At 58.9% G+C, this 13,718-nt stretch carries 11 protein-coding genes; 7 read left to right on the top strand and 4 right to left on the bottom strand.

The window, feature by feature from the left end; all coding sequences use genetic code 11:
• Positions 1-11: 11 nt before the first annotated feature.
• Positions 12-779, top strand: a complete 768-nt coding sequence (locus HMPREF2698_RS10795) for a hypothetical protein (protein ID WP_070564524.1) — start codon at positions 12-14, stop codon at positions 777-779.
• Here HMPREF2698_RS10795 and HMPREF2698_RS10790 read toward each other — a convergent pair.
• The 3 genes from HMPREF2698_RS10790 to HMPREF2698_RS10780 form a co-directional block, all read right to left on the bottom strand.
• Positions 776-1,894, bottom strand: a complete 1,119-nt coding sequence (locus HMPREF2698_RS10790; RefSeq protein ID WP_070564521.1) for a ferrochelatase — start codon at positions 1,892-1,894, stop codon at positions 776-778. The genes HMPREF2698_RS10795 and HMPREF2698_RS10790 overlap by 4 nt on opposite strands.
• A gap of 26 nt (positions 1,895-1,920) precedes the next feature.
• On the bottom strand, positions 1,921-3,834 hold the full coding sequence (locus tag HMPREF2698_RS10785) for a DIP1281 family NlpC/P60 protein (RefSeq protein WP_070564518.1): 1,914 nt from the start codon (positions 3,832-3,834) through the stop codon (positions 1,921-1,923).
• Positions 3,835-5,199: 1,365 nt separating this feature from the next.
• Positions 5,200-5,676 carry an Rv1476 family membrane protein gene (locus HMPREF2698_RS10780; protein ID WP_070564515.1) on the bottom strand — a complete coding sequence of 159 codons (477 nt, stop codon included), beginning with the start codon at positions 5,674-5,676 and terminating at the stop codon, positions 5,200-5,202.
• A gap of 346 nt (positions 5,677-6,022) precedes the next feature.
• Between HMPREF2698_RS10780 and can the strand changes: the two genes are divergently transcribed.
• The 4 genes from can (at position 6,023) to HMPREF2698_RS10760 (ending at position 11,242) form a co-directional block, all read left to right on the top strand.
• Positions 6,023-8,839: an aconitate hydratase gene (can, locus tag HMPREF2698_RS10775; RefSeq protein ID WP_210386600.1), complete on the top strand. Its 2,817-nt coding sequence runs from the start codon at positions 6,023-6,025 to the stop codon at positions 8,837-8,839.
• A gap of 172 nt (positions 8,840-9,011) precedes the next feature.
• Positions 9,012-9,584 (top strand): TetR/AcrR family transcriptional regulator, encoded by a 573-nt coding sequence (locus HMPREF2698_RS10770; RefSeq protein WP_070564512.1) that lies wholly within the window; start codon positions 9,012-9,014, stop codon positions 9,582-9,584.
• Positions 9,585-9,785: 201 nt separating this feature from the next.
• The gene (locus tag HMPREF2698_RS10765; RefSeq protein ID WP_246819464.1) at positions 9,786-10,487 is read left to right on the top strand and encodes a hypothetical protein; all 702 of its coding nucleotides are present in this window, start codon (positions 9,786-9,788) and stop codon (positions 10,485-10,487) included.
• 257 nt (positions 10,488-10,744) lie between these two features.
• Positions 10,745-11,242, top strand: a complete 498-nt coding sequence (locus HMPREF2698_RS10760) for a hypothetical protein (protein WP_232770619.1) — start codon at positions 10,745-10,747, stop codon at positions 11,240-11,242.
• Here the strand turns inward: HMPREF2698_RS10760 and HMPREF2698_RS10755 are convergent.
• Complete coding sequence (locus HMPREF2698_RS10755; protein ID WP_070564506.1) at positions 11,239-11,928, bottom strand: SDR family oxidoreductase; 690 nt, start codon at positions 11,926-11,928, stop codon at positions 11,239-11,241. The two genes, HMPREF2698_RS10760 and HMPREF2698_RS10755, sit on opposite strands and share 4 nt — an antisense overlap.
• 79 nt (positions 11,929-12,007) lie before the next feature.
• Between HMPREF2698_RS10755 and HMPREF2698_RS13285 the strand changes: the two genes are divergently transcribed.
• On the top strand, positions 12,008-12,277 hold the full coding sequence (locus HMPREF2698_RS13285) for an ACT domain-containing protein (RefSeq protein ID WP_070524521.1): 270 nt from the start codon (positions 12,008-12,010) through the stop codon (positions 12,275-12,277).
• A gap of 15 nt (positions 12,278-12,292) precedes the next feature.
• Positions 12,293-13,657 (top strand): PFL family protein, encoded by a 1,365-nt coding sequence (locus HMPREF2698_RS10745; protein WP_070564503.1) that lies wholly within the window; start codon positions 12,293-12,295, stop codon positions 13,655-13,657.
• Positions 13,658-13,718 lie beyond the last annotated feature (61 nt).

The following is a 13,718-nucleotide window of genomic DNA, read 5'->3' as shown; positions in this document are numbered from 1 at the left end:
ACTGTCCAGCCATGGATATGCGCGCCGAAGTCTGGTCCCCTGTACAAAACGTTTCTGTTTGGCTTGGTGCATGGCTATGGGGTCACGAATCCACCGATGGCTTTCTTGATGCCCTCAGCGAGCTGGGCGGTGAGCAACAAGGGGTCGACGGAGAGCCGTTTGTTGATGTTATGTCACTTCTCCGGCGTGAAACGGCCTCCGTCATCGAGCGTGGAGAGCGCGAACCGCTGCTTCGGCTAGTTCTCTCCGGCCCTGGCGACGCACCAGCACTTCCAGCCGGCACGGAATCGGCGCGAGCGGCGGCAGAAAACCCGGCAGGCGCAATCGTGGTGCGTACCAATAATCGGGATCGAAACCTGGTGTTGGTGCCCACCTATGCCGTGGGCGCGACGCGGTGGACGGTGATTGAAGAGACGGTCCCGTTACCCTCGCCCGCTTGGCTTAGCCCGGGCGAGGCCGATGAGCTCTTGAGTACTGCGACGAATGAGTCAGCAAACCTCATCGAGGCATTGGGCTATCGCAGCGATGCCCTCCCCAATCCCCGGCTAACAGTAGGCACACTAAGCGATTTCTACGACACCCCCGGATTACCCGCTGCAGTGCCGGGGCGAGCAGCGAAGCTCTTCGCCCGCGCTGACCGCGTGGCGGCCATCATCGAGACGGTGACTGACCGCATTCAAGATCACAGTCTCGATCCGCAGCTTCTGCGCCTGTGGCGCCATATCCGCCAAGCACGCATGGCCGGCGTGGCTTATGCGCTCACCGATTTCGCGCGTTAATGCGGCTTGCGCAGAGACCAGATGTCACAGCAACCTTCAGCGCAGGGTGCGCCATTGACCGTACAGCCCTGAACGGTGACCTCACCAAGTGAAGCAGGTTCAGCGTCATGCTCTAGCTCCTCGATGAGGTCCACGATGAGCGAGGCAAAACGTGCAGATGGGCCGGCGGTGCGGGTGCGATAGACACTGACGCCCATTTCCTCAGCGGCTTGCTTCAGTTCAGTATCGAGATCCCAGATGACCTCCATGTGATCGGAGATAAATCCAATTGGGCACACGACAACACTGTCGACACCATCTTCCTCGTGGATTCGCGTGGTGTGGTCGACAATGTCCGGTTCCAACCACGGGGTGGCTGGGTTACCTGAACGGGATTGCCACACTAGGTCATAATTCTGGACCCCGGCAGCCTTGGCTACGAGCCGTGCAGCCTCCGCTACCTGGCGGGAATAGATATGCTTATCGCCTTCTGCTCCCCCAACAGCATCGTGTGCCGATGGCACTGAATGCGCAGTAAAAAGCATGCGGGTGCTAGCCAGCTTGTCTTCCGGCACCTCCGCATAAGCCTCGCGGACGGCTGCGGCCATCTCCTCAATGAACTTGGGGTGATCGAAGAATTGGCGCAGTTTGGTGAAGTTCATGTTGGGCAGTTGCTCGTCCTCGAGGTGCTTGCGCAATGCAACGATGTCCTCGTTGTACTGGCGGCAAGCACTGTAGCCACCCCAGGCGGAGGTGGCGAATACGGCGACGTTGCGCACGCCATCGGCGGCCATCTGCTCGACGGCTTCTGCCCCAAACGGGTACCAGTTACGGTTACCGAAATAAACCGGTAGATTATGTCCGCGTTCCTTCAGCTCTGCGGAAACATTAGAAATAATCTCTCGATTTAGCGCATTAAGCGGACTAATGCCGCCTAGGCGGAAATAGTGTTCCCCGACGACTTCGAGCCGCTCGCGCGGGATGCCTCGCCCACGGGTAACGTTCTCCAAAAACGGGACGACCTCCTCGTTTCCTTCCGGGCCACCGAAGGAAAGAACGAGGAGGGCGTCAAATGAGGAGGGCACCGAATCGGTGCCGCGGGTGTTGCCCTGGGCAGTACGCAGTGTGTCAGTCATGCAGCCCAGTTTAGCAACGGGATGTACTAGATCAGTCGCACGGCATAGGGTGCCATGCCCGCTTGACGTACTGGGGAGATGCTGACGTTTTGACCGGATTGCGGAGCTTCGACCATGGTGCCGTCACCAAGATAGATTGCCACGTGCTGATTTCCGCTCGGGCCGTAGAAGACAAGGTCGCCTCGCTGCATCTCGCTCGGGGAAATCTTGGTTCCCTTCTGATACTGGTAGCCGGTGTAATGCGGCAGGGAAATGCCGACGCCAGCAAAGGCATAGAGCACCAGCCCAGAACAGTCGAAGCCGACCTTGTTGTAGTCGCCATAAGAGTCAGCGACGCCGCCGTCGCGAATGCCCTGCGTAGGACCGTTGGCATCGCCACCACCCCAGGCATAAGGAACTCCCACTTGAGACGTCGCACGCTCGATCACGGTCTCGATCTTCGCTTCGCGGGAGGCATCGCCCAGTGAGGCGGATGCCTTCTTCGTCACGCTATCGGTGGTGTCGAGTTCCTCTAGGACACCGGAGACATCGGATTCAAGGGAATCCTCGTCATCAGTTGCGTTCGCTGCATCGCTATCGGACGTCTCCGTGGAATCCGTCGCTTCCGCAGCGCTGTCTTGCCCACCCTGGAGGGCAAAGAGCTTGGAAGAGCCTTCCGCCAGAGCATCGATTTCCTCTTGGCTCAAGCTGTTATTGTGGTCCGGCTGAGATGCGGCCACCATCGAGGCCACCGTTCCCACCGCTTCAATGCCAAGCGCAACGGTTTCAGCATCGATTCCGTTCGGATCGAAAGAGCTGGAGCTCCCGCCCTGGGAGTTCTCGGCGTTCTCTTCAGAGGAGCTGGCCGTGCTTGTCGACGACAACTCTTGCACGTTCGGATCGGAAGCCACAGTGCTTGCGGCGCTAGAGAGCTCTTCCAATTCGTCTGCAGAGGCAGAAGCCGTCGACGGCTGCGATTGAAGCGTAGGGTTCTGTGCCTCAGAGTCGGAGGGGCCGGCCACGGTGGACGCTGTGGACTCGGCGGTCGGCTCCGTGCTGGCCGGTGTCGAATGCCCCGCAGTGGACGGAGAGGATACCGTCGATGGGTCGTGGGCAGGAGTCGTGGCACTAGACTCAGAACGACCCTGTGCAGAATTAGTCCCGGCCCGATCCTTGACCTTAGATCCAGCTGTTGAGCTTGACGCATCTTCTTTGTCCAGTCCCTTGGCTTGATTTAGTGCCTTGTGAAGAGATGAGAGTTGGGAAAGCAGGTCCTCGCGTTCGGACGTAGATTCCTCAATAGAAGCCTCGGACGCGGAGAGTTGCTCGCGCGCGGCAGCCTCGGCATCGGCCGCCCGGTCCGCACGTTCCTCGGCCAGTTGTTGGGTCTTCCGCAGCTGGGATTCCTTGTTCGCCTTTTCCGTACGCTGCTTCTCCAAGTCGCTAACGACGGCCTGCTGCTTCTCAGACTGCGAGCGAAGGTAGGACTGGCGCTCCAGCATGTCCGAACGCGCGTCTTTTCCTGCCGCATGGGAGACGGCATCGGAAGTATTGGCTCGGCGGTAGGCGGAACGGGAGACCTCATCCAGCTTGGCCTGAGCATCGGCGACATCCGCTTGTGCGGCGTCAAGCTGCTCGCGCGCCGTCGTTGTTCCTTGGCGCGCTTGGTTTGCCTTAGTGCGGGCGTCGTTGAGATCGACCAGCGCACGGTTGACGGTTTCGCGCTGCGCACCTATGGAGGCTTCCGCTTGTGCGATGCGCTCCTCAATCTGGGCGATTGCGCCCGCGAGATCTGCGATGGATGGGTTGTCGGAGGATAGCAGGGATTTGATGTTGATCTGCTCAGGTTCCGCAGCCACTGCAGGAGTGAGCGCGGAGACAGTAGACAAGGCGGCGGTGGTCGCTATGGCAGCGCACGCTGCCTTAAAGCGCCGAAAGCCGAAAGATGATGTGGTGGCCACGAGGGTTATCTCCTAGACACCTACCCCGGAGATGTCACGCATGTTGCGTAGACGAGCTTGCCGGACATTGAGACCTGGAGGTGACGAGTTGGACTAGCAAAAGAAACAGCGGTGTGTACGTAGCTAGTCTCGCCTTCAAGCAGGATGAGGCGGCAATCGATTTCCCAATGGGAATAGTGGGCTTAATAAGGCTTGCACCCGGAATTAACCGGGATACGCGAACGCGGCTTGCCCCTGAAGAGCTTTTTGCTCTCTACGCCACTAAATGCCGAATTGACGGGGCGGCATTTTCTCTCATGGAGGCGGCAGGGAAACCTGCGGGGCGTCTGGCGTGTGCACCAACATCACGTCGAACCGTGCGTCATAGCTATCCACACTGCACTCTCATGGTGCTCGCTGGGCTCACGGTGAGCGGAGCCGAGTGTGGCTGCACGATCCGACGACGAAGGGACACACACCCATATTCAGGCTCGAGGTCCTGCGTCGGTTCCTCCTCGCTCGGCGCCGCGCTCGTGGGGGGCACTTCCGCGGTCCTTAGTGGCGCACGCGTAAGCACTCACAGCTGGCACCCAACCGGAAACCGATGGAACTCATGGCCATCACAGCCCTCGATGAGGGCGTGCGAATGAAGTGTATGAAGCCTCTTCCACTCGGGAGGTAGGTGTTTCGATATCTAAAAGGTTGAACACTGGTACCGACTGCGTCGAGAAAACTGCATTGCTACGCGCATCGCTAGCGCGGTGCGACGGTCATCCACCAGGCGGTGAACCCCAACGGTCCTCTTCGCTCGCGGCGTGCTTCCCCACATACCCGTGCGACAAATCAGTTGAGAGTCAAGGCTTGGTCCATGAACGTATGGAGCAATAGTCAACCCGTGAGTCGATACGTGAACCATACGTCACCGACACGCCATCTCGCACACTTTTCCCATCTTTCACATCAGCCACGGAAAACCACAAGGCGTTACAGGCGCACCTAACCTGCAATGACTTTGTTATCAATGCGTGACTGTGACGTTGCTCACTCTCCCCCGGAGTGCAAACCTCTTCCCCTTGACTATCGCTGTGGATTGCGGCCCTGGGGCTGCCGCAGAAGCTCCGATTGCTCCCAGCGAAACCTGTCTTCTGGGGTGCAGGAAACGCTCCATTTCGGGACTGGAGAGAACCGAAGTATTCGTCGACTTAAGGTGCCTGTGCGGCATCCGATGTGGTCGCTGTGCGAGCCGTATTCCTAGGCCCCTTGCGTACCTCTCAACCACTCCCCCGTTGCAAAAGTCAAGGCTTAGTGGTTGATACTAGCCACTTCCCTACCCCTGCGGTAGGTACGGCGCATGTTTAGTGGAATGCTCGCGGCGGCCTCGATTGCTTAGTTTCTGACCGTGTCAGCCTTCCGTGTGGCGGCTCGAAATCCCGCCCAGCCCGCAACTGCCGCTACGCAGAAAAACAGCGTCAAGATTGTCAGCCATGGCGCTGAAAAATGATCTGCAGTTGCATAGAAATCATTCAGCAAAGTTACCTGATCGAGTCCAGTTGGCAGCGAATCCTCGGCTGCCTCAATGGATGCCCGATCATAAGAATTACTGACTGCGGACACCCGCATTGGCGCCTGGAGAATCACGGTATCGAGTCCCGTTTGTTCTTGAAGGGTTGTCGCCAGGTCGCGTAGATCTGGAATCTTGTCGGGGAAGACATCTACCACTGCGATGCCATGGTTGGGCTGGAGGGAGTCTGCGATGCGGGCCTGGAGGTCGTCGTCTAGCGCCAGCTCTGGGTTGGAGAACGCTACACCGTCGACCGAGAGCTGATCTGCAATGTCGTCTACATCTACGCCCGCCGGGATCATCCGCCACTCCTTAATCTCTATGGCCGTTAATGCTTGGTGGCACAGTCTTCTGCCCAAACACGATTCGGAGGTTTGTCCCCCGGATTCCCGATCGAGCCTAAACCTCGGAGTGTGGGCGAGGCCGGTGACTCGCCGCTACCCCCGAAATGTAGGAAACAGAACGCCCGTACTGTTATGCTGGTGTCGACCGAGGGTTCTTGCATCTACAATAGATACGGAACATTCGCGTTCTGAGATCGCCGATACACCTGGCTCCATGTGGTTGCTAGGGCATATCGGCAAATTCGATGAACCTTCGACCAGTGTTCGATAACCCACAAGCGAAAAGCAAGGAATGGAGCTCCTTATGACTGAAAGCCTGAACTCCTTCGGCGCCAAGAAGACTCTTGAGGTCAACGGTAAGTCTTATGACTACTTTGACATCAATGCAGTCGAGGGCCTGGAGAAGCTTCCTTACTCCCTCAAGGTCCTGGCTGAGAACCAGCTGCGCTACGAGGACGGGAAGAACGTAACCAAGGATCACATTAACGCTTTGGCCAACTGGGATCCGTCCGCTGAGCCGGATACCGAGATCCAGTTCACCCCGGCCCGCGTTCTGATGCAGGACTTCACCGGCGTCCCCTGCGTGGTCGACTTGGCAACCATGCGTGAGGCTATCGCCACCCTCGGCGGCAAGCCGGACCAGGTGAACCCGCTCAACCCGGCCGAGATGGTTATTGACCACTCCGTCATCGTAGAGGCTTTCGGCTCCACCGAGGCCCTGGAGAAGAACGTTGAGATCGAGTACGAGCGCAACCAGGAGCGCTACCAGTTCCTGCGCTGGGGCGCCGAGAACTTCTCCAACTTCCGCGTTGTTCCTCCGGGAACCGGAATTGTCCACCAGGTCAACATTGAGTACCTCTCCCGCGTGGTCTTCGACAACGATGGTGTTGCCTACCCGGATACCTGTATTGGTACCGACTCCCACACCACCATGGAAAACGGCCTGGGCATCCTGGGCTGGGGCGTTGGCGGCATCGAGGCCGAGGCTGCAATGCTGGGGCAGCCGGTGTCCATGCTGATCCCGCGCGTCGTGGGCTTCAAGCTCACCGGCGAGATTCCGACCGGCGTGACCGCTACCGACGTGGTGCTGACCATCACCGAGATGCTGCGCCAGCACGGTGTGGTTCAGAAGTTTGTTGAGTTCTACGGCAACGGTGTGAAGTCCGTGCCGCTGGCTAACCGCGCCACCATCGGTAACATGTCCCCCGAGTTCGGTTCCACCGCTGCGATCTTCCCGATCGACGAGGAGACCATCAAGTACCTCGAGCTCACCGGCCGTCCGCAGGAGCAGATCGATCGCGTCGAGGCTTACGCCAAGGCTCAGGGCATGTGGCTCGAGCAGGACGCTCCGGAGGCACAGTACTCCGAGTACCTCGAGCTGGATCTGTCCACTGTTAAGCCGTCCATCGCCGGCCCGAAGCGCCCGCAGGACCGCATTCTCCTCTCCGAGGCAAAGGAGCAGTTCCGTAAGGATCTGCCGACCTACGCTTCCGGCGAGGTTGTTGCAGACGAGTCCACCATCGAGGCAAAGCGCATGACCTCCGAGGGTGGCGACGAGAATGCTCTCGTCGACGTTACCGGTGGCCTGAACAAGTCTCGTGCAGGCGAAGGCGAGTCCGCAGCCAAGGGCGGCTCCGGCCGCCAGTCCAACCCGGTTACCGTCACCTCCCCGAACGGTGGCGAGTACACCCTGGACCACGGCATGGTTGCTATCGCTTCCATTACCTCCTGCACCAACACCTCTAACCCGTCCGTCATGGTTGGCGCTGGCCTCATCGCACGTAAGGCTGCTGAAAAGGGCCTGAAGTCCAAGCCGTGGGTCAAGACCATTTGTGCCCCGGGTTCCCAGGTTGTTGACGGCTACTTCCAGCGCGCAGACCTCTGGAAGGATCTGGAGGCGCTTGGCTTCTACCTCTCCGGCTTCGGCTGCACCACCTGTATCGGTAACTCCGGCCCGCTGCCGGAGGAAATCTCCAACGCCATCAACGAGCATGATCTGGCTGCTACCGCGGTGCTGTCCGGTAACCGTAACTTTGAGGGCCGCATCTCCCCGGACGTCAAGATGAACTACTTGGCCTCCCCCATCATGGTCATTGCATACGCTATTGCTGGCACCATGGACTTCGATTTCGAGACTCAGGCGCTGGGTCAGGATCAGGACGGCAACGATGTCTTCCTCAAGGACATCTGGCCTTCCCCGAAGGAGATCGAGGACACCATCCAGCAGGCCATCTCCCGCGAGCTCTACGAGGCTGACTACGCCGACGTGTTCAAGGGTGACGACGCATGGCGCAACCTGGACGTTCCGGAGGGTGAGACCTTCAAGTGGAACGAGGATTCCACCTACATCCGCAAGGCACCGTACTTCGACGGCATGCCGACTGAGCCGGAGCCCGTTCAGGACATCAAGGGCGCTCGCGTCCTTGCTAAGCTCGGTGACTCCGTGACCACCGACCACATCTCCCCGGCTTCCTCCATTAAGCCGGGTACCCCGGCCGCTCAGTACCTGGATGCCAACGGTGTGGAGCGCCAGGACTACAACTCCCTCGGTTCCCGTCGCGGTAACCACGAGGTCATGATGCGCGGTACCTTCGCCAACATCCGCCTCCAGAACCAGCTGGTCGACGTCGCCGGTGGCTACACCCGTGACTTCACCCAGGAGGGCGCACCGCAGGCCTTCATCTTCGATGCCTGCGAGAACTACAAGGCAGCCGACATCCCGCTGGTTGTCCTTGCTGGTAAGGAGTACGGCACTGGTTCCTCCCGTGACTGGGCTGCTAAGGGCACCAACCTGCTTGGCGTGAAGGCTGTCATCACTGAGTCCTTCGAGCGTATTCACCGCTCGAACCTCATTGGCATGGGCGTCATCCCGCTGCAGTTCCCGGAGGGCGAGTCCCACGAGTCCCTGGGCTTGGATGGCACCGAGACCTTCGACATCGACGGCATCGCAGCCCTCAACGAGGGCGGCATTCCGAAGACGGTCCACGTGACCGCCACCAAGGAGTCCGGCGAGACCGTTGAGTTCGATGCCAAGGTTCGCATCGACACACCTGGTGAGGCCGACTACTACCGCCACGGCGGCATTCTGCAGTTCGTTCTGCGCCAGATGGTCAAGGCCTAAAACAGCCTTGCCCATTATGTAGGCACCCCGACTCTGGGGCGACCTACATAGTTAGGCACCAAGGCCAGCTAGCAACATGGAGTGCTGGCTGGCCTTTCTGCTTCTGCCCCTCCCCCTCTATTTCCACCACCCGTTTACCCGCCGCCGTGCTTAAAGGAGCTAGTTTTCAGCCATGCCGATTATGAGCGACTCTGAACTGAACCGCCGCCGCCACGACATTCTGGTTGGCGCACGTAAATGCTTCGCTGAGCACGGCTACGACGGCGCGACGGTGCGGCGTCTCGAAGAAGCCACAGGTAAGTCGCGTGGGGCAATCTTCCACCACTTCGGTGATAAGGAGTCCCTCTTTCTTGCCTTGGCCCGGGAAGACGCCGCCCGTGAGGCCGAAGTTGTTGCGAACAACGGTCTCGTCGAAGTCATGAGTGAGATGCTGCGCCATCCAGAGCGCCATGACTGGCTTGCCACCCGGCTTGCTGTGACCTCGATGCTGCGTACCGATCCGTCTTTCGCCGCGCGCTGGCATGAGGAGCAACAGATTCTTGATAAGGCGGTCCGTGCCCGCTTGGAATCCAACGCTGAGAAGGGGCGCATGCGAGACGACGTCTCCATCGACACCCTCGTGACATATCTTGAAACCTTTATGGACGGTTTTATCAACCGCCTAGCGCTCGGGGACACGAAGAATCTAGAGCAGGTTTTGGATTTGGTCGAGCAATCAATTCGCGGCTCCCACGCCGATCGCTAGGCCTTAACTGTCATGTGCATAGGGTAATTGGCATAGCACCGTGGGCCTGGCTCGGGGGCTAGTCCCCAGCCGCCGATGGTCACCGAGAAAGTGGAGACCACGACCATTAAGCTGTGATCCATGACTCACTCGCCTTTGCAGCTGCCTCGCACTCCGCTGAAGCTTCCTTCCTCAAGTGCAGGATCCCTCGCGCCTAAGGATTTGAAGGATCACGATCAGCAACCCAACCCAAACATGGATCGCAGCGGCATCCGCGAGGCTATTAATAGCGTCGGGTCTCCGATCGGCCAATCCAACGTCGGCACAATTATCGCTGGCTTTATCCTCACCTTCATTGGCGGTTCAGCGCTACTCTTTTCGGTGGCTCACACTATCTTTATATCGATCCTGTTCCCCGGAGCTGAGGGCACAATTGGGAATATTCCGATAGCCAGCCTTATCACTGGGGCCGCTGCCCTAGTGTTCGTCATTATCGGGATCATGCTCCTACGGGGGCGCTTGGGTTCCACAACACGATTGCGCACCGCGTGGGCGAATGGATGGATTGAGTACCGCCCCGCCCTGATCGGTGAGTTGATATATAGACGGCGTGTCGATTACAACGATAAGACCGACTATTACTACACCGCCCCGATCCTGATCTTGCAACCGGACGGCTCATTGACGAAAAGCATGACCGAAGAATTCATTGCTCCAAACCCGAACTGGCTGAAACTGCGTGGCCGGCTGCTTGCCGACGGTCCCCTCGTCGCCACCGTGGACTTCAACCACAATAACGGATGGGGTGTAGTGGGATACCGGGTAGATGCAGATAAACCGCAGCCAGGACTGCACAATGGTCTGCGCCAAAAGAACATTGAAGCAGCACTGTCTTTTGCAGAGCGGAACTGGGTAAGAAGTTAGTGATAAGAATGTCTGACCACGCTTTAGCACCATTCGACTTCCCGGAACACCACTACTCCGAGAGGCTCATTCCCCGCACTCGGCGTTCTGTGTCCGCCCCGAACTTGAGATCAAGCACATCTAGCATCGCTCGCGCGATCGCAGCGGCTGGGCCACTCCCAGGCGGGGCCGCACCTGAATGGCGAAGTCTACGGAACAACCTCATCACGGCGGTAGTGGGCCTAGCTATCGCACTATCAGCCTTTATCGGCGAAGATATGTCTATTAGTTCCGGATGGCAGGGATTGGCCGTTGCGGTCTTTGTTCTCTTCCTCGTCGTGGCGGCCGGTCGGAACATTCGAGCAATTCGGAGCTCTACGTGGGGTGCTCGCCGCCTACGGACGGCGTCGGAAAATGGGTGGATCGAGTACTACCCCGCGCTGCTCAGTGAGATCTGGCAAACAGGTCGACACGTGCCGCACGCAGATCCCACCGAGTACTACTGCAAGGCGAAGGTACGCATTTTCCTTCCAGATGGCACAGTTCAAGAAATCATCAGCGATGAGTTTGAGTCCCACGCTTCTCCCCGCGCCTTTCGCGAACAGGGGGTGGCCGTGGTGCGTTTCCAAAGCCAGGCGACGTTCGAGCACCCCACAGGCTGGTATATCGCGGCCCACCTATCCACCAAGCCACTTCGCTATGCGAGCCTCCACCACCAATTGAGCAGAGAGCAAGTCATCGCCGCGCTTGACGCGGCGGCATCCGCTCGATTTTAGATATCCTTCACGCTGCCATCGCCATCGATGAACTCTAGCGGCGAAGTCGGGAAGCTTTCGCGGCCGGCGACCTCGGTGACCACCTCAGCGACAAGCTCTCGGGAGGTTGTCAGCTTACCGGTGCGCTCTGCGTCCTTATCTAGCACGGTGATGCCGCGCGAAGGCTCCTCCGTCAGGGCTGCCGGGCCAAGGATGAGGTAATTGAGGTCGGTGGAGTTGAGCTTGTTGTCCACCTCCTTCTTCGACTCCACGTAGGCGTACCACTTCTCATCCGCAGGATCGGTCGTGTTCTCCGTGGCACCCATGTAGGAAATCATGATGTAGGCGGGAGTGTTCTTGCCCTCGGCAGAAAGCTTTTCCAGACCCGCAATAGATGCCAGCGCCGCATCACGGTCGACCGCCCACGTCACCTCCGCACCAGCACGACCACCATTTCCGGCGCCCCACACGACGACGTCATAGTCAGCCAAAAGCTCTGCCCAGTCTTCCACAGAAAGCTCGGTGAGATCGCGAACCACCGCGGCGGCACCGAGGGCCTCAATATCAGAGACCTGGTCCGGGTTGCGGATGAGGGAATGGACGGTGAGGTTGGCGTCGACAAGCTTGGGCGCCGTCAAAAGCCCAACCTTGCCGTGGCCGCCAATGTACAGAACCTTCTTGCGTGCAGTTGTTGTCGTATCAGTCATGTGCGCCACCGTACGCGCCGGCTCGCTATCCTGCATGACCCCAGGGCAGCGTGAAAAACCCACGGGCTACAATCAAACTATGATCGCCATCATGACTGTTACCGGTGTTGATAACACCGGAATTATCTCTGCCGTTTCCACCGCCCTCGCTGAGCTCAAGATCAACATCGTTGACGTCTCTCAGACCCTCATGTCTGGGTACTTCACGATGATCCTGCGCGTCGAATTCGATGAGAATGAGGTCAGCATCCAGCAGATTCAGGAGCGGATGAATACCGTCGGTGAGTCCATCAAACAATCCATTCGCGTGCAGTCGGAAGCACTGTTCACCGCCATGAATGAGATTTAGGAGCGAAAATCAGTCATGCTTAATCGCTTCAACACCGTCAGTATTCTCGACACCATCGAGATGATCGAGAAATACCGCCTCGATATCCGCACCGTCACCATGGGGATTTCGCTGCTCGGCTGCACGCGCTCCACCATGGAAGCTACCGCAGAGGCCGTTTATGATCGCGTAACCACCCGCGCGGCTCAGCTCGTGGAGGTCTGCGAAGGGATCGAGGCCGAGCTCGGCATCCCGATCGTCAACAAGCGTATTTCCGTCACACCGATCTCACTTATCGTGGCTGGCGTCGAGGGAAACCCCGTCGACGTCGCCCGTGCACTGGATCGCGCCGCTGAGACGACAGGTGTTAACTTCGTCGGCGGCTACTCCGCATTGGTTGAAAAGGGTGCCACCACTGCGGAGAAGACACTCATCCGCTCTATCCCGGAAGCGCTGGCTGAGACCAACCTGGTGTGTTCCTCGGTGAATATCGCATCCTCGCGCGCCGGCATCAACATGAACGCCGCAGCGCAGATGGGACGCATCATCAAGGAAGCTGCCGAACTCACCAAGGACCGCAGCGCCATCGGCTGTGCCAAGCTCGTGATCTTCTCCAACTCCGTGGGCGATAACCCCTTCATGGCCGGTGCCTTCCACGGTATCGAGGAACCGGACTGCGTTGTCTCCGTCGGTGTGTCTGGGCCGGGTGTTGTCGACCGTGCTCTCGGATCCCTGGAGGGCGCCACCCTTAATGAAGTCGCCGAGGAGGTCAAGAAGGCTGCCTTCAAGGTCACGCGTGCTGGACAGCTCGTTGGTTCGATGGCCTCGGAGCGCCTCGGTGTTCCCTTTGGCATCATCGACCTTTCGCTGGCCCCCACTGCGGAGCTGGGAGATTCCGTCGCACACATCCTGGAGCACATGGGCCTGGATCAGGTGGGCACGCACGGAACGACGGCAGCCCTCGCACTGCTTAACGACGCCGTCAAGAAGGGCGGCATGATGGCCTGCTCCCGTGTGGGCGGTCTGTCGGGTTCCTTCATCCCGGTTTCGGAAGACAAGGGCATGATCGATGCGGTGCGCACCGGCGCTATTTCCATCGACAAGCTGGAGGCCATGACCTCCATCTGCTCGGTGGGCCTAGACATGATCGCCATTCCGGGCGATACTTCTGCGGAAACTATTGCCGGCATGATCGCTGATGAAGCCGCCATTGGTGTGATGAATCATAAGACGACCGCCGTGCGCGTTATCCCCGCCCCGGGAACCAAAGCTGGCGATGAGGTCAATTTCGGCGGCTTGCTCGGCTATGCTCCGGTCATTCCGGTCAATGAGGTGGGCAACTCCACCTTCATCAACCGCGGTGGCTTCATCCCGGCGCCGGTACACGGCTTCCGAAACTAAGACCTCAGCAACTCGGATTAGTTTTCACCAAGCACTTGACCCTCACACCATGTGAGGGTTT

Source organism: Corynebacterium sp. HMSC072A02, from assembly GCF_001810085.1.
GTDB lineage: Bacteria > Actinomycetota > Actinomycetes > Mycobacteriales > Mycobacteriaceae > Corynebacterium > Corynebacterium hesseae.
The sequence above is the reverse complement of the archived record's forward strand: the minus strand, read 5'-3'. Positions and strand labels throughout refer to the sequence as shown.

What these genes read in the sequence shown, in the direction of transcription:
- HMPREF2698_RS10780 (WP_070564515.1), bottom strand. Translation starts at nt 5,676, where the DNA reads ATGATCCCGGCGGGCGTAGATGTAGACGACATTGCAGATCAGCTCTCG.
- HMPREF2698_RS10795 (WP_070564524.1), top strand. Translation starts at nt 12, where the DNA reads ATGGATATGCGCGCCGAAGTCTGGTCCCCTGTACAAAACGTTTCTGTT.
- HMPREF2698_RS10790 (WP_070564521.1), bottom strand. Translation starts at nt 1,894, where the DNA reads ATGACTGACACACTGCGTACTGCCCAGGGCAACACCCGCGGCACCGAT.
- HMPREF2698_RS10770 (WP_070564512.1), top strand. Translation starts at nt 9,012, where the DNA reads ATGCCGATTATGAGCGACTCTGAACTGAACCGCCGCCGCCACGACATT.
- HMPREF2698_RS13285 (WP_070524521.1), top strand. Translation starts at nt 12,008, where the DNA reads ATGATCGCCATCATGACTGTTACCGGTGTTGATAACACCGGAATTATC.
- HMPREF2698_RS10755 (WP_070564506.1), bottom strand. Translation starts at nt 11,928, where the DNA reads ATGACTGATACGACAACAACTGCACGCAAGAAGGTTCTGTACATTGGC.
- can (WP_210386600.1), top strand. Translation starts at nt 6,023, where the DNA reads ATGACTGAAAGCCTGAACTCCTTCGGCGCCAAGAAGACTCTTGAGGTC.
- HMPREF2698_RS10760 (WP_232770619.1), top strand. Translation starts at nt 10,745, where the DNA reads ATGTCTATTAGTTCCGGATGGCAGGGATTGGCCGTTGCGGTCTTTGTT.
- HMPREF2698_RS10745 (WP_070564503.1), top strand. Translation starts at nt 12,293, where the DNA reads ATGCTTAATCGCTTCAACACCGTCAGTATTCTCGACACCATCGAGATG.